At 73.1% G+C, this 15,499-nt stretch carries 15 protein-coding genes; 12 read left to right on the forward strand and 3 right to left on the reverse strand.

The annotated features are described in order from the left end of the window. Positions 1 to 77: 77 nt before the first annotated feature. The 8 genes from Q9R28_RS05315 (at position 78) to Q9R28_RS05350 (ending at position 7,682) form a co-directional block, all read left to right on the forward strand. Positions 78 to 311: a hypothetical protein gene (locus tag Q9R28_RS05315; RefSeq protein WP_066657355.1), complete on the forward strand. Its 234-nt coding sequence runs from the start codon at positions 78 to 80 to the stop codon at positions 309 to 311. Between the two features lie 119 nt (positions 312 to 430). Then, on the forward strand, positions 431 to 979 hold the full coding sequence (locus Q9R28_RS05320; protein ID WP_311205621.1) for an acyl-CoA thioesterase: 549 nt from the start codon (positions 431 to 433) through the stop codon (positions 977 to 979). Positions 980 to 1,021: 42 nt separating this feature from the next. After that, a complete protein-coding gene (locus tag Q9R28_RS05325; RefSeq protein WP_066657359.1) occupies positions 1,022 to 1,606 on the forward strand; it encodes a YdeI family protein in 585 nt (194 codons plus the stop codon). Between the two features lie 83 nt (positions 1,607 to 1,689). After that, positions 1,690 to 2,571: an aldo/keto reductase gene (locus Q9R28_RS05330; RefSeq protein ID WP_251155606.1), complete on the forward strand. Its 882-nt coding sequence runs from the start codon at positions 1,690 to 1,692 to the stop codon at positions 2,569 to 2,571. Between the two features lie 156 nt (positions 2,572 to 2,727). Continuing rightward, on the forward strand, positions 2,728 to 3,309 hold the full coding sequence (locus Q9R28_RS05335; RefSeq protein ID WP_311205622.1) for a PadR family transcriptional regulator: 582 nt from the start codon (positions 2,728 to 2,730) through the stop codon (positions 3,307 to 3,309). Next, a complete protein-coding gene (locus Q9R28_RS05340) occupies positions 3,306 to 4,040 on the forward strand; it encodes an ABC transporter ATP-binding protein (protein WP_251155608.1) in 735 nt (244 codons plus the stop codon). Before Q9R28_RS05335 ends, Q9R28_RS05340 begins: the two co-directional genes overlap by 4 nt. Continuing rightward, complete coding sequence (locus Q9R28_RS05345) at positions 4,037 to 6,817, forward strand: FtsX-like permease family protein (protein ID WP_311205623.1); 2,781 nt, start codon at positions 4,037 to 4,039, stop codon at positions 6,815 to 6,817. The genes Q9R28_RS05340 and Q9R28_RS05345 overlap by 4 nt, the downstream gene beginning before the upstream one ends. Positions 6,818 to 6,917: 100 nt before the next feature. Then, entirely contained in the window at positions 6,918 to 7,682 is a 765-nt protein-coding gene (locus Q9R28_RS05350) for an SGNH/GDSL hydrolase family protein (protein ID WP_066657389.1), read from the forward strand. A 149-nt stretch (positions 7,683 to 7,831) separates the two neighbouring features. Here the strand turns inward: Q9R28_RS05350 and Q9R28_RS05355 are convergent, their stop codons facing one another. Then, the gene (locus Q9R28_RS05355; protein ID WP_311205624.1) at positions 7,832 to 8,497 is read right to left on the reverse strand and encodes an SDR family NAD(P)-dependent oxidoreductase; all 666 of its coding nucleotides are present in this window, start codon (positions 8,495 to 8,497) and stop codon (positions 7,832 to 7,834) included. 131 nt (positions 8,498 to 8,628) lie between these two features. Here Q9R28_RS05355 and Q9R28_RS05360 point away from each other — a divergent pair, with 131 nt between their 5' ends. After that, on the forward strand, positions 8,629 to 9,780 hold the full coding sequence (locus Q9R28_RS05360; RefSeq protein WP_311205625.1) for a PQQ-dependent sugar dehydrogenase: 1,152 nt from the start codon (positions 8,629 to 8,631) through the stop codon (positions 9,778 to 9,780). Between the two features lie 38 nt (positions 9,781 to 9,818). Here Q9R28_RS05360 and Q9R28_RS05365 read toward each other — a convergent pair whose 3' ends face one another. Together Q9R28_RS05365 and Q9R28_RS05370 are read right to left on the reverse strand one after the other, a co-directional pair. Further along, a complete protein-coding gene (locus Q9R28_RS05365; RefSeq protein WP_311205626.1) occupies positions 9,819 to 10,790 on the reverse strand; it encodes an NAD(P)-dependent oxidoreductase in 972 nt (323 codons plus the stop codon). Positions 10,791 to 10,934: 144 nt separating this feature from the next. Beyond that, entirely contained in the window at positions 10,935 to 11,420 is a 486-nt protein-coding gene (locus tag Q9R28_RS05370; protein ID WP_066657411.1) for a DUF4126 family protein, read from the reverse strand. 98 nt (positions 11,421 to 11,518) lie between these two features. On the opposite strand from Q9R28_RS05370, the gene Q9R28_RS05375 reads away from it, so the two are divergent. The 3 genes from Q9R28_RS05375 (at position 11,519) to Q9R28_RS05385 (ending at position 15,439) form a co-directional block, all read left to right on the forward strand. Next, positions 11,519 to 12,160, forward strand: coding sequence for an SDR family oxidoreductase (locus Q9R28_RS05375; protein ID WP_311205627.1), 642 nt, complete (start codon positions 11,519 to 11,521; stop codon positions 12,158 to 12,160). Between the two features lie 153 nt (positions 12,161 to 12,313). After that, positions 12,314 to 13,558 (forward strand): DUF2254 domain-containing protein, encoded by a 1,245-nt coding sequence (locus tag Q9R28_RS05380; protein WP_311205628.1) that lies wholly within the window; start codon positions 12,314 to 12,316, stop codon positions 13,556 to 13,558. A 33-nt stretch (positions 13,559 to 13,591) separates the two neighbouring features. Then, positions 13,592 to 15,439 carry a BCCT family transporter gene (locus tag Q9R28_RS05385; RefSeq protein WP_251155614.1) on the forward strand — a complete coding sequence of 616 codons (1,848 nt, stop codon included), beginning with the start codon at positions 13,592 to 13,594 and terminating at the stop codon, positions 15,437 to 15,439. The last annotated feature ends 60 nt before the right edge of the window (positions 15,440 to 15,499 follow it).

Below are 15,499 nucleotides of genomic sequence, written 5' to 3' on the forward strand. Positions count from 1 at the left end.
GCCGGCACCTCGTCAGGGAGGTACCGGCACGGCTACGCTGAGGGCACGGACAGTGTCCGCGACGGAAGGGGAACGTCATGACCGTGGTCTGGATCGTCATCGGCCTCGTGGTGGTCGTCGCCGCCCTGCTCGTCGTGCTCGAGGTGCAGAACGCCCGGCGTCGGAAGGCCCTGGCGCACCTGGAGCCCGTCGACCCGCGCGTCGGGGAGCGCGCGATGTCCGAGGCATCCGGGGAGCACGCGATCATCGAAGGCGTGGCGAAGTCGGCACACCCGGGGATCAGCGGCGCCGGGGGCGGCCCGCTCGGCTGAACCGCCCCGACCAGGCGGTTGCAGGTTCCGCTGCACGGTGTTGCACTCGACACCGGACGCGCTCGTGCGGTTCCTCCAACGGGATCGGACGCTCAGCCCGGCACTGGTGTGATCGACCCGTGAACCTGTACCTCCGGCTCTTCCTCCTCGGTCTGCGCCTCCGGCTGACCGCCCTGCGACCGGGGCGGCGCCCCTCGCTGTGGGACGAGGCCCGCACGCCCTTCCGCGTGCTGCCGACGGACCTGGACACGCTGCGGCACGTGAACAACGGCCGGTACCTGACGCTGATGGACCTCGGCCGCTACGACCTGCTGTACGGGTCCGGCTTCTGGCAGGAGTCCGCCCGCCGCGGCTGGTACGCCGTCGTCGCTGCGCAGACGATCACGTACAAGCGCTCCCTGACGCTCGGGGAACGTTTCACCCTGCACACCCGGGTGCTCGGCGTCGACGAGCGCGCCGTGTACATGGAGCAGACCTTCGTCCGGCAGGGCGCGGTCGTCGCTCGGGCGGTCGTCCAGGCACGGTTCCTGCGGCGCGAGGGCGGCCAGGTGACGCCCGAGGACGTGGTGGCCGCGGCGGGCGGCGCGGCGCGGGACCTCACGCTGCCCGGCTGGGTGCACGAGTGGGCCGACGCCGTGCGGATCAGCAGCGGCGGCGGCGTTCGCTGACCGGTCCGCCCGCGGCCGCGGTGCCCGTCCTACGATGACGGCGTGGACGACGACGACCTGGTGCTCCCCGACGCAGCCGCCTGGCGTGCCTGGCTCGACGAGCACGAGGACGATCCCGACGGCGTCTGGCTGGTGCTCGCCAAGAAGGGCACGACGGAGCCGACGTCGCTGACGTACGACCAGGCGCTCGACGAGGCCCTGTGCTCGGGGTGGATCGACGGGCAGAAGCGCGGCCGGGACACGGCGACCTTCCGGCAGCGCTTCACCCCGCGCCGCCGGGCGTCGCTCTGGTCCCAGCGCAACATCGGGCTCGTCGCGGCACTCGAGGACGCCGGCCGCATGCGCCCACGCGGTCGCGCCGAGGTCGACCGCGCGAAGGGCGACGGACGGTGGGACCGCGCCTACGCCGGAGCGGCGACCGCCACCGTGCCCGACGACCTGCGGGCCGCGCTCGACGCCGCACCCGCTGCGGCCGCGCTGTTCGCCGAGCTCGACGCGACGAACCGGTACGCCGTGCTGCACCGGGTCGTCACGGCACCGAGCGTCTCCGCACGGGCGAACCGGATCGCGAAGCTCGTCGCCGGGCTCGCGACCGGCGAGACGCCGTACCCACGCCCGGGTCGCTGACCAGGGCGCCCGCGCTGCCCGTCGCACGCGCCAGGGGGACACCGACCCAGCAACGGGTCACTCCACGGGCGTAGACCGGGGTCATGACCACTGGTACCGACACCACGAACCGTCCTGCCGCCGCCTCGGGCACGTTCCGCATCGGCGGTGACCTCGAGGTCCACCGCCTGGGCTACGGCACCATGCAGCTCACCGGCCCGGGCGTCTGGGGGCCGCCGAAGGACCACGACGAGGCCGTCCGTGTCCTCAAGCGCGCGGTCGACCTCGGCGTCGACTTCTTCGACACGGCCGACTCCTACGGCCCGTACGTCGCCGAGGAGCTGCTCCGTGAAGCCCTGCACCCCTACGGCGACGACATCGTCATCGCGACCAAGGCCGGCCTGACCCGCACCGGCCCGAACGAGTGGCCGCCGGTCGGCCGCCCGGAGTACCTCCGCCAGGAGGCCGAGATGAGCCTCCGCCGCCTCGGCCTCGAGCGCATCGACCTGTTCCAGCTGCACCGCATCGACCCGAAGGTCCCGCTCGAGGACCAGATCGGCGAGCTGAAGAAGCTGCAGGACGAGGGCAAGATCCGCCACATCGGCCTGTCCGAGGTCTCCGTCGACGACGTGAAGGCCGCGCAGGAGCACGCCGAGATCGTCACCGTCCAGAACCTCTACAACCTGCAGAAGCGCGACGCCGAGGAGCTCCTCGACTGGTCCGAGGAGCAGGGCATCGGCTTCATCCCGTGGTTCCCGCTCGCGACCGGTGGACTGACCGGCGAGGACTCGCCGCTCACCGAGATCGCGCAGCGCAAGGGCGCCACGCCGGCACAGCTCGCGCTCGCGTGGCTGCTGAAGCGCTCGCCCGTGATGCTGCCGATCCCGGGCACCTCGAGCGTCGACCACCTCGAGGACAACATGCAGGGCGCGACGATCGAGCTCACGGACGAGGAGTTCGCGGAGCTGTCGAAGCTGGGGGAGTGACCCCACCAGGCACCGGACGGGAGGCCCGTGGCGACACCGCCACGGGCCTCCCGTCACGTCTCGTGACCACTTCGTGACCCGTCCGGGCTTGTCGGGGGCTACCCGGTATGTGCATACTCGGTATGTCCGAGACGGACCGAGACGGGGGGAGTCACGATGAGCGTCAAGATGGGCGTACTCGCGCTGCTGGTGGGAGGACCCGGGTACGGGTACCAGCTCCGGGGGGAGTTCGAGCACCGCACCGGGGGGAGCTGGCCGCTCAACATCGGCCAGGTCTACACGACGCTCGACCGTCTCGAACGGGACGGACTCGTGGCCCGCGGCGACGCCGACGACGACGGACACGTCGTCTACACGGCGACCGACGCGGGCCGCGACGAGGTCGCACGCTGGTTCAGCGAGCCGGTACCCGCGAAGCGCGGTCGCGACGAGCTCGCGATCAAGTTCGCGCTCGCCGTCACGGTCCCCGGCATCGACGTCCCTCGACTGGTGCAGGTGCAGCGCGCCTCGGCGATGCGCGCACTGCAGGACCTGACGCGGCTGAAGCGCTCCGCCGACCCGTCGGAGGACCTGGCGTGGTCCCTCGTCCTCGAGTCGATGGTCTTCCAGGCCGAGGCCGAGGTCCGGTGGCTCGACCACGTGGAGAGCTCCGTCGCGCGGTACATGCCGTCGGCGGCACATGTACCGAAGGCACCGGTCGAGCCCATCGCCGACACGGCACACGAGGGCGTCCGATGAGCGCCGCCGACACCGAGGCGCTCCTCGCCCTGGATGCGGTCAGCGTCCAGTACGGCTCCGGTGAAAGGTCCGTAACCGCACTGGCGGGTGTCGACCTGACGATCCGACGAGGAGAGATGGTCGCCGTGATGGGGACCTCCGGGTCCGGCAAGTCGACCCTCCTCGCGTGTGCCGGAACGCTGCTGCCGCCCACCAGCGGCGAGGTGCGCATCGGCGGCGAGTGGGTCTCCGACCGCCCGGCGCGGGAGCTCGCGGCGCTGCGTCGACGCCTCGTGGGGTTCGTGTTCCAGGACTTCAACCTCATCCCGTCCCTCACGGCGGTCGAGAACGTCGCCCTCCCGCTCGAGCTCGACGGGTGGAAGGCGAGCAAGGCCCGCCGCGCGGCCGAACTCGCGCTCGAGAACGTCGAGCTCGGTGACCGCGCCGACGCCTTCCCCGACGACCTGTCCGGCGGGCAGCAGCAACGCGTCGCCATCGCCCGTGGCGTCGTCGGTGACCGGCGACTGGTGCTGGCGGACGAGCCGACCGGTGCGCTCGACTCGCAGACCGGCGAGGTGGTGCTCCGGATGCTCCGCCGGCACGTCGACAACGGAGCGGGTGCCCTGCTCGTGACGCACGACGCACGGCACGCCGCCTGGGCGGACCGGGTCGTCTTCCTGCGCGACGGTCGGGTCGTCGACGAGACGGTCTACGCCGGCGTCGAGTCGCTCGTCGGCCGAGCAGCCTCGTGAGGCTCTGGCCGGCGCTCCGACTCGGTCGCCGCCTGGCCTTCGCGAAGACCGGCCGCGCGGTGCTGATCGTGTCGCTCATCGGCATCCCCACCGCGGGGTTCGCGGCGGCGGCCGTGGTCATCCAGTCCACACTGCCCACCGTGCAGGAGCAACTCCGGTACGACCTCGGCCACGCAGCCGCCCAGATGCGCCTGTCCGGCCCGGACCTGCCCGGGATGCGGCAGGACCCCCTGCAGTGGCAGCTGACCGACTCGGCGCGGGACAGCCCGGTGACGAGGGCGGACGAGGACTCCCCCTGGGCCGACCTGCTCGACCACGTGCCGGCGGGAGCCGAGGCGATCCCGGTCCGGACCACGCAGGTCGTCGTCGCCGGCCCGGCGGTCCCCGTCGCCGTCTCCGCGGACGAGGGAGCGACGTGGTCGCCCGCCCTCGACGGGCACTGGCACGTGCTGTCCGGCCGTGCACCGACCTCCCCCGACCAGGCGATGCTGACCCCCGCGACGCTGGAGCGCCTCCACCTGTCCGTCGGCGACACCCTGACGGTGACCGATCCGGTCCGCGAGCGGTTCACCGTCACGGGCACCATGCGCGACGCCGCCTCAGGCCCGGGTGCCCAGGGGGTGTTCCTGCCGCCCGGGTCCCTGCCGGCCGAGCTCCCGTACTCCGTGCAGCGGGGTGGGTCGGACACGACCGTGTACCTGCCCGAGGTCGCCCCGACGTGGTCGGAGATCCGCGCGCTCAACGCGCACGGGATCGTCGTCGAGTCCCGTCCGGTCGTGCTCGACCCGCCGGCGGACCGACTCGAGGGCGTCCCGACCGAGACGACCGTGAACGCGTACCTCGGTGCCCTGGCGCTGGTCGGGGTGTTCGCCGCCTTCGAGGTCGCACTGCTCGCCGGTGCCGCGTTCCTGGTCGGCACCCGTGCGGACACCCGCACGTACGCGATCGTCACGAGCCTCGGCGGTGAGCGCGGCTTCGTGCGGGCGGTCGTCGCCGGCTCCGGGCTGGTGCTCGGTCTCGTCGGCGCCGTGCTCGGGACGGCCCTGGGCACCGGGATCGGTGTGCTGGCGTTCCACCTGCTCGACGACGGCAACGTCGGGACCTGGCCGGGGCTGCACGTGCCGGCACTCGCCCTCGTCACGATCGCGGCGGTCGCCGTCGTCGCCGGGCTCGTGGCGGCGCTGGTCGCGGCACGTGCAGCGACCAGGATCGACGTCCTCGCGGCCCTCCGCGGGTCCCTGCGCCCCGCTGCACCCCGTCCCCGGGCGGAACGGCGGCGGCGGACCTGGGTCCCCGTGCTGGTCGTCAGCGGGACGGCGATGACACTGGCGTGCGGCGTCGGCGTGCTCCTGCTCAACGACCGACCCGTGCAGCAGGACCGGTGGGCCGTGCTCGCCGGCGTCGGGGTCGCGCTCGGGCCGTGCCTGGTGCAGCTCGGTGTGGCCCTCGCGTCGCCGTGGGTCCTGGCCGGCGTCGCACGGCTCTCGGCGCGCCTCGGTCTGTCCGCCCGGATCGCCGCGCGGGACGCTCGACGCAACCCGGTCCGCACGGTCCCGGTGCTCGCGAGCGTGATGAGCGTCGTGTTCGTCGCCTCGGTCGTGATCACGTGGAGCGCCTCGGAGCACGCCCGCTTCGTCCGGGGGTACGAGTACACGACCGCCGTCGGGGTCGCGACCGCGAACGTCTCGCTGACCGACCGCGACGGGTACAGCGACGGGTACGACGCCGCGGTCACCGACCGGGCCGCGCACGTGCTCTCCGGAGCGTTGGACGGCGTCCGGCTGCACGTGCTCGCCGTGAACCGCGAGGACGCCGGCAAGGAGCCGACCACGATCACCACGCCGCACGACTTCGTGCAGCGGGACTGCCAGACGTACGACACGACCGGTTGCGCGGGCTTCCTGCAGAGCGTCGGGAGCGGCGAGCCGCACATCGCGGCGGGGACGGTCGACGACTACGCCCTGCTCACCGGGCACCGTCCGTCCGCCGAGGTCCGACGGGCGCTCGAGGACGGCGAGGCCGTGTCGCTCTGGCCCGAGTACGTCCGCGACGGAGCGGTCCGCATCGACACCTTCCGGAACCGCACGATCGACGACACCGCGCAGCTCGAGGACACCCGCCCCGATGCCTCGACGACGATCCCGGCCGTCGTCGACGTGCAGACGCCACGGATCAAGGTCGGGGTCTTCATGACCCGGGACACGGCAGCGGCCCACGGGGTCCCGCTGGTCGACGGCCTGCTCGCGATGCACCTGCCGCAGGACCTGACCCCGGCGCAGTCCGACGCGCTGTCGTCCGCGTGGCAGAGCGGTGGCGGCGCTGACCGGGAACGGTGGGGTGGTCCGGGCTTCGCCTACGAGCGCGGTCCGGTCGACGACCAGGCCGCCGTGCAGGCCCTCGTCCTCGCACTGGCCGCCGCCGTCACGATCGGTGCCACCGCCGTCGCGGTCGGGCTCGCCCGCTCCGACGGACGCCGGGACGACGAGGTGCTCGACGCGATCGGGGCGGAACCGGTCCTGCGGCGCCGCGTGTCGGCGTGGCAGGCGGCGATCCTCACCACGGTCGGCGCGGTCGTCGGCACGCTGCTCGGGTTGCTGCCGATCCGGGCGCTCACCCTGCGGTTCGACGGCGGCCCGACGGGGACCACGCACCTGCCGTTCGTGGCGGACTGGCCGGTGCTGGCGCTGCTCGCCCTCGGCCTCCCGCTCGTCGTGACGGCGGGCACCTGGGCGACCGCCGGACGCAGCTCCCGCCCGGTGGTGCGCCGTGCCCCGTGAGCCCGAACCTGAGAACGGCCGCGAGGACCCTCAGCGACGCTGCGCGTTCCCCAGGTCTGGGGCCTGGTCCCGGCGGGCGATCCGGAGGATACCTGTACCCGTGACCCGCACCACCCGTCTCGCCGTCGTCGCGAGCATCGTCTCCGCAGCCTGCCTCGTCGGGGCCGGCGTCTTCGTCGTCGCCGCACCCCACACGGCGAGCGCCGAGGACCGCCCCGTCGCCGCAGCAGCCGACACCCGCGTCGAACGCGGCACCACGGACCTCGCTCGTCCGAGCACGCCGGACCAGGTGGTCTCCGGAGCGCTCAGCACCCCCGCGCTGCCGGACGCCGTGCCGTTCGCGTACGCCGGCGACTCGATCACCGCCCGACCCGACTCGTGGCTGCACCAGCTGGAGTCCGACGACCGGCTGCGCGCCGTCGGTGGCTACGCGCACAGCGGGTACCGTGCCGACCAGGTCCTCGCGGAGATCGGCCCGGTCCCGCAGGCGCGCGTGCTCGTGGTCGAGGTCGGCACGAACGACGTCAACCAGGCCGTCCCGCTCGACCGGACGATCGCCGGTGTGGACGCGATCGTCCGCAAGGTCGGTGCGGCGCGGGTCCTCGTCGTCGCCGGTCCGCCGTCCGACTGGACGTGGAGCCGGTGGGGTGCCGACCGTCGCTCGGGTCAGATCGTCCTGACCGATGCGCTGCACGCGGATGCCGACGCGCACGGCTGGGCGTTCGTCGACCCGTTCCGCTCGCTCCGGGCGGCCGACGGGGCCTACGTGGCGGGGACGACGCCGGACGGCATCCACCCGACGGCCGAGGCGAACCGTTCGGTCGCCGCGGCGATGGCCGACGCGATCGAGCGCACCGCGCGCTGACGCTGCCGGCTCGGGCGCAGCGACGCACCGTGCGGCGGACGGGAGGCCCGTGGCGATCCCGCCACGGGCCTCCCTCGCAGGCTCGGTCGGCGCGGCCCGCGTGACGCTGGCGCGTCACCGCTCAGCGGGCCGCGCCCGTCCGTCGTCGCTCACTCCGGCAGCGGCTCGGCGTAGGTCCGGAAGTCCCCGCGCTCGGTGTAAATGCTCCAGAGCCGCTCGGCGACCGCAGCCGACGAGTGGTCGTCCTGTCCGTCGTCGATGCCGAACGGGATGATCAGCTGACCGACGTGCACGTGCTCGTCGGCCACCGCGTCGTGGAGGAGCTGCGCGTAGGCGCTCTCGCCCGCGAACGCGACCGACGTGCCCGTCACCCGGGCGCCGGGTCGGACCGCGCTGCCGCCGTTGACGAAGAGGATCGTGCCCGTCCCGATCGCCCGCATGCCCGGGAGCACCTGGCGCACGGCGTTCACCGAGCCGTAGACCGAGAACTCGACCGGGCCGACCAGGTCCTCGGCGGTGGTCTCGAGCACCGGGCGCATGTACTCCTTCGCGGGCAGCGGGCTGTACTGCAGCACCTCGATCGGGCCGAGCTGTTCGGTGGCGGCCCCGAGCGCGGCGCGGAGCGAGTCCCCGTCGCGGACGTTCGCGGCGAAGCCCTGCGCGCGGTACCCCGACGACCGGAGCTCGGCGGCGAGTGCGTCGAGCCGGTCCTGGTTGCGGGAGATCAGTGCGACGTCGAAGCCCTCGCGGCCGAAGCGGTCCGCGACGGCGAGCCCGAGGCCCTTGCCGGCGCCGACGATGGCGATGGTGGTCATGCGGTGGTCCTTCCGTGGGTGTGGCGCCGACGGTAGGCCGCCCCGCGCAGCGGTGAGGGGTTCCGGCGGGAACCCCCAGCCGTTTCCCGACGGGGCCGTGTGGACTCGGGGCACGACCCGGGAGGATCACCGTGGACACCACCCGCACACGCCGCAGCCGCCGCACCTGGTCCGCCCTCGGGCTGGCCGCCGTGGCAGCCCTCGGCCTGACCGCCTGTTCCGACGACCGCGCGACGACCGGTCCGGGCGACCCCGCCGGGCAGGGCAGCACCGCCAGCCCGCCTGCCGACCTCGCTGCCGGCCAGCTGGCGCCGGACGGCCGGACCACGGACGTCGTCTCGGGCCTCGAGGCGCCGTGGTCGGTGGTCCCCGTCGGCGACGACGGCGACGCGTTCGTCAGCGAGCGGGACTCGGCGCGCGTGCTCGAACTCCGGGCGGACGGGTCGACGCGGGAGGTCGGGACCGTCGACGGGGTCCGGCACGGCGGCGAGGGCGGACTCCTCGGCCTCGCCCTGCACGACGGAGACCTGTTCGTCTACTCGACCGCCGACGACGGCAACCGGATCCAGCGGTACGACCTGACCGGGGACAGCGGCTCGTACCGGCTCGGTGCGGCGACGACGGTCATCGACGGGCTGCCCGCGAACACCTTCCACGACGGCGGGCGCATCGCGTTCGGCCCCGACGACATGCTCTACGCGAGCGTCGGCGACGCGGGGCAGCGGTCCGAGGCGCAGGACCGCGATTCCCTGGCGGGCAAGATCCTGCGGCTGACCCCGGACGGCCAGGTACCCGACGACAACCCGTTCGACGGTTCGCCGGTGTGGTCGCTCGGGCACCGGAACGTGCAGGGCATGGGTTGGGCCGAGGACGGCACGATGTTCGCCGCGGAGTTCGGGGAGGACCGCTGGGACGAGCTCAACGTCATCGAGCCAGGGGGGAACCACGGGTGGCCCGAGGTCGAGGGCGCCGGCGGCGAGGACCGCGGGTTCGTCGACCCGGTGCAGCAGTGGTCGACGGACGAGGCCTCGCCGAGCGGGCTGACCGGGATCGGCGACACCGTGTTCGTCGCGAACCTCAAGGGGGAGTCCGTCCGCGCCGTCCCGGTCTCCGACCCGTCGAGCTCGTCGGTGTACTTCCAGGGCGAGCACGGGCGCATCCGCACGGTGCTGCCCGGCCCCGGCGACACCCTCTGGTTCGTGACGAACAACACCGACGGCCGCGGCGACCCACGCGACGGCGACGACCGGATCCTGTCCGTGCCGCTCACCGAGGCGGACTGAGGGCCGAGTGCCCGGGCTGACGTCGGCGCGCCGCGGGATCAGGGGCGGAACGACTCCGGCACGTCGAGGTCGCCGTGCTCCGCCTGCCACCGCAGCGCATCGCGCACCGTCGCCGACGCCGTGTACGCCGGTGCGTACCCGAGGACCCGCCGCGGCTTCTCGGTGCTGAACACCTGGCTCCGGGACAGGTGCTCCCAGCTCGCGTCGGCGTGCTCCGGAGCCGTGGTCTGCCGGAACCGGTCCCAGTCGACGGACTCGAGCCGTGCCTCCCGGCCGGCCCACGACGCGACCAGGTGGGCGTACCCGCGCACCGTGAGCGCCGTCGGGGCGGTCGCGAAGAAGTCCTGCCCGGTGGCGGCGTCCCGCTGCTCGACCGCGAGCTGGAACAGCTGCGCGACGTCGTCGGCGTGCACGTGGGCCATCGACTCCGCGCCGAGGCCCGGGACCTCGACGACCTCGCCCGCGGCGAGCCGTTCGACCACCGTGGGGTCGAGGTTGCCGAGCGGACCGATCGGCATCCAGCCCGGACCGCTGATGTGCCCGGGGTGGATCGACGTCGTGACGACACCACCGTCGGCGGTCTCCTGCAGGAGCATCCGGGCGATGGCGTCCTTCTGCGTGCCGTACTCGCCGAAGGGCGGCGTGGCGGTCTCCTCGGTGATCGGCAGGACGTGCGAGACGCCGGCGCGCCAGATCGACCCGCAGTGGACCAGGTGGGTCCGGCTGCCGCGGAGCGCCCGGACGAGCTGCTCGGCCGACCCGAGCGTGAAGCAGACGAGGTCGACCACGGCGTCGGCGCCGAGAGCGGCGATCCGGTCGCCGAACGTGCCGTCCCGGTCCTCCTGCTCGCGGTCGGCGGTGATCCGCTCGACCTGCTCCCACTCGGGAGCCTCCGCGTACGGGCTGCTGGTGCCGCGCGTCACGACCCTGACGTGGTGCCCGGCGCGCACGAGGCGGGGGACCAGGAAGGTGCCGATGTGGCCGGTGGCTCCGATGACGACGATGTCCATGCGGGCCACGCTAGGCGCGCGTCCCCGTGTGCGGCAGGCCCTGCCGGTGCTCCCCGGCGGGCGGGACGGCGACGGACCGGACGCCGGACGGACGGGAGGCACGTGGCGGGTCCGCCAGGTGCCTCCCGTCCGGTGTCGGTCCGGTCAGGACCCGCTGACCACCTTGACGGAGCCGGCGATGACCGCCGCGTCCTCGGCGAGCGCGCCGACCGGGTCGGGCAGGCCGGAGCTACTGAGGAGCTTGCGGGCGGCCCACCCGGCGAAGCTGCCGACGATCGCGCCGACGCCACCGAGGATCGCGCCCTCGAGTCGGAGGTCGCGCCGACCGGTCGTCCCGAGCGCCGCACCCGCGAACGCACCGGCACCGATGCGGCCGACCAGGCCGAGCGGCGAGATGCGGGCGGGGGCCTTCGGGGACTTGTCGCCGACGAGCTCGCCGATGGCGGACGCGACGAGCAGGCCGCGGCCGAGCGGCGAGCTGAAGGCCTTCCACTGCTGCCAGTCGCCCTTGACGGCCTTGTTGTCGTGGTTCAGCGCGAGGACGGCCAGCGGGGTGCTGCTCCGTCCACCGCTGAGGAACCCGAGTGCCAGGGTGCGGACCAGGGTGTGCTGCTCGTCGTGCTTGCTCATCGGTTCTCCCGTCGTGTCGCACCGGACGGTACTCGCCGGGCGCTGGGGGACGGACCCGCTCCCGCCGCTTCCGAGCCGCACCGCGTACCGTCCGGGCCATGAGCAACGTCATCCTGTTCGGCGGCCACGGCAAGGTCGCACTCCTCGCCACCCGGATCCTCACCGAGCGCGGACACCGCGTGACCTCCGTGATCCGCGACCCCGACCAGCAGGACGAGGTGCGCGCCCACGGCGGCGAGCCCCGGGTCGCCGACGTGCAGGAGCAGTCGCTCACCGACTTCGCCGACCTGGTCCGCGGGCACGACGCCGTCGTCTGGTCGGCCGGTGCCGGCGGCGGTTCCGCCGACCGCACCTGGGCGATCGACCGCGACGCCGCCGTCCTGTCCGTGCAGGGCACCGCGCAGGCCGGGGTCGACCGCTACGTGATGGTCTCGTGGTCCGGGTCGAAGCTCGACCACGGGATCCCCCAGGACCAGGACTTCTTCGCGTACGCGCAGTCCAAGATGATCGCCGACGCCGTGCTCCGGGACTCCGGGCTGCAGTGGACGGTCGTCGCGCCGAGCACCCTGACCGACGACGAGCCGACCGGCTCGGTCGACTGGGACGGCTCGGCGTCGCAGGTCCCGCGCGGTGACGTGGCCCACGTGGTCGCGGACGTGCTCGAGGACCCGTCGACGGCCGGTCGGACCATCCGCTTCAACGGCGGCGACACGGCGATCGCCGACTTCCTCCGGGGCTGACCGCGTGGCGGACGCCCCCCGGTCGCTCACGCTGGAGATCGGGGACCACGAGCCGGTGATCCGGCTCGTGCGGCGCGTCCACCTCCGACGGATCGGGGCCCCGTCACCGAATCGTCGCGAGACTTCTGACCACCGGGACGAACGGACCAGTCCATGCACGCTCTCCTCGTCCGCATCCGGGAGTCCTTCTGGTTCCTGCCGGCCGTGCTCGGTGTGGTGGCGATCGTCGCCGCGCAGCTGCTCGTCACCCTCGACCGCGAGGTCCTCGACGGGCGGGTCCCCGCGGTGCCGTTCCTCGACGCGCTGAGCGCCGGGGGCGGTCGGTCGATCCTGACGACGATCGGCACGGCGATGCTCACGGTCGCCGGGACGTCGTTCTCGATCACGATCTCGGTCCTCGCCACCACGTCCTCGACGTACGGCCCGCGGCTCGTGCGGAACTTCACGGCCGACCGGGCGAACCAGCTCGTGCTCGCGGCGTTCACGTCGACGTTCCTCTACGCGATGGTCGTGCTGCGGACGGTGCACACCGACGTCGACGACGGCGACCCGTTCGTCCCCGTCGTCGCGATCCACGTCGCGGTCCTGCTCGCCGTGCTCGACGTGGGCGTGCTCGTCTTCTTCATCCACCACATCGCGTCGAGCACGCAGATCACGTCGCTGCAGCGGCAGGTGCAGACCGACCTGCGTGCAGCGGTCGACGAGGCCTACCGGGACGGCGACGACGATCGACGGACGATCGCCCCCGTCGTCGTGCCCGAGGACGGGTGGTCCGCGGTCCGGGCTGCGGCCGACGGCTACGTGCAGTCGGTGGAGTGGCGGGCCCTGACGGCCTGGGCGGGCCGCAACGACCGTCTGGTCGACGTCGTCGCGACCCCGGGCCGGTACGTGATCCAGGGCGACGTCGTCGTCCGGGTCCGCGCGGACGGGGGCAGCAGGCCGACGGTCGACGCCGCCACCGCTCGAACGCTGCGCGCCGCGGTGGTCCTCGGCACCGCCAGGACGCCCGTGCAGGACGTCGAGTTCGCCCTGCAGCAGCTGGTCGAGATCGCCGTCCGCGGGCTCGCTTCCGGATCGAACGACCCGTACACCGCGGTCAGCGCCCTGGACATGGCGACGCCGGTCCTGGTGCCGCTCTGGCGGGACCGGGCGGCCGTCACGGCGCTGCTCGGCCCGGAGGGAGCGCCGCGCGTCCTGCAGCACTGGCCGGCACCGGAGGACCTGGTGGCGGGCCTCTTCGCGACCGTCGGCCACTACGGCGCCGGGCAGCCGCTCGTCGAGCGTGCCGCCGACCGGCTGGCCGATCGGCTCGAGCAGCAGGCGTCGCAGCCGCGGCGCGGACTCGTCGCGACGATGCGTGCGCGGACCGTCGACCCCGGCGAGGACAGCCCCGCCTGAACGGTTCCACAGCACATCAGGCACCATGGACGGATGGCCACCACCAGACCACCCGCAACCGCATCCGATCAACTCCGGCCCGGTGAGCCGGTCCGCACCACCCCTCAGCTCGCTCGTTGGGTCTTCTGGCCGGCCGCCGTGATCGTGCTCGGCTTCGTCGCCTGGACCCTCATCGCGCCGTCGTCCGCCGAGGCCGTGTTCACCGCACTGCAGAGCGGGATCGTCCGCAACTTCAGCTGGTACTACGTGCTCATCGCGGCGTTCTTCGTCGGGTTCTCGCTGTTCGTCGGCTTCTCGAGGTACGGCGACATCAAGCTCGGCAAGGACCAGGACGAACCGGAGTTCTCCACCGGCTCGTGGTTCGCCCTGCTCTTCGCTGCGGGCATGGGCATCGGCCTCGTCTTCTACGGTGTCTCCGAGCCGCTCAGTCACTTCGCCTCGCCCCGGCCCGGTGTCACGGGCACCGAGAACCAGCTCGCCCAGCAGGCGATGACCCAGACCTTCCTGCACTGGGGCCTGCACGCCTGGGCCATCTACGTCGTCCTCGGCCTCGCCCTGGCGTACGCGATCCACCGCAGGGGCCGCCCGGTCTCGATCCGCTGGGCACTCGAACCGCTGCTCGGCAACCGCGTCCGCGGCGGGTGGGGCAACCTCATCGACGTGATCGCCCTGATCGGCACGCTGTTCGGTGTCGCGACCTCGCTCGGCCTCGGTGTCATCCAGATCGGTGCCGGCCTCGAGAGTGCGGGTCTCGCGGAGAGCAGCACCGTCAGCCAGATCGCGATCATCGCGGTCATCACCGCCGTGACGATCGTCTCCCTGGTCACCGGTGTGACCAAGGGCATGAAGATCCTCTCGAACTTCAACCTCATCCTCGCGGCGGCACTGCTGCTCTTCATCCTGATCGTCGGCCCCACGCAGTTCCTGCTCCGCGACTTCGTCCAGTCGATCGGCGCCTACCTGCAGAACGTGGTGGGCCTGTCCTTCAACGTCACCGCGCAGCAGGGCGCCGCGGGCGAGGAGTGGCAGGGCGCCTGGACCACGTTCTACTGGGGCTGGTGGATGTCGTGGGCCCCCTTCGTGGGCATCTTCATCGCCCGGATCTCGCGCGGTCGCACCGTCCGTGAGTTCGTCTTCGGCGTGCTGCTCGTGCCGACCGCCCTCACCTTCCTCTGGTTCGCCGTCCTCGGCGGTGCCGCGATCCACCAGGAGACCGACGGCGCCGGCGGCCTCGTCGGCGCGGACGGCTCCGTCGACGTCGAGGGGTCGCTCTTCACGCTGCTCGCCGACCTGCCCGCGGGCGTCGTGCTGACGTTCGGCGCGATCCTGCTCATCGGTGTGTTCTTCGTGACGTCCTCGGACTCGGGGTCGCTCGTCATGGCGATGATCGCCTCGGGCGGTGACATCGAGCCGAAGAACTGGCTCCGCGTCTTCTTCGCGGTCGTCGCCGCCCTGCTCGCCGTCGCGCTGCTGCTGACCGGCGGGCTGAACGCGTTGAAGACCGCGGCGATCACCACGGCACTCCCGTTCAGCGTCGTGCTGCTCATGGTCTGCTGGTCCACCGTGATCGCCTTCAACCGGGAACGCCGGGCGTACGACAAGGCGGAGCGCGAGGTCCTGCTCGAGCACGTCGGCGCGTACTACGGTCTCGAGGTCGACGCACCGGAGCAGCGGCAGTCCGGTCGCCCCTGGGACCTGGTGCGCCGGATCCGCGGCGGCCGTGGGCGTTCCGCGTCGGCCGTCGGCGAGGTCAGCACCTCGCCGGACGCCTTCCCGGTGCACACGCAGACCGTCTCGCCGGACCCCGGCATCGACGCGACCCTCGACCCGGCGCCGGCGGACACGTCCGCCGACCGCCCGGAGGAGCGCCCAGGCTCCTGACGCGACCCGGTGACGGACGGGAGGCGCGGTGCCGGCTGGCACCGCGCCTCCCGTCCGTCC

Origin of the sequence: Curtobacterium sp. BRD11 (assembly GCF_031844345.1) — a bacterium.
Classification (GTDB): Bacteria; Actinomycetota; Actinomycetes; order Actinomycetales; family Microbacteriaceae; genus Curtobacterium.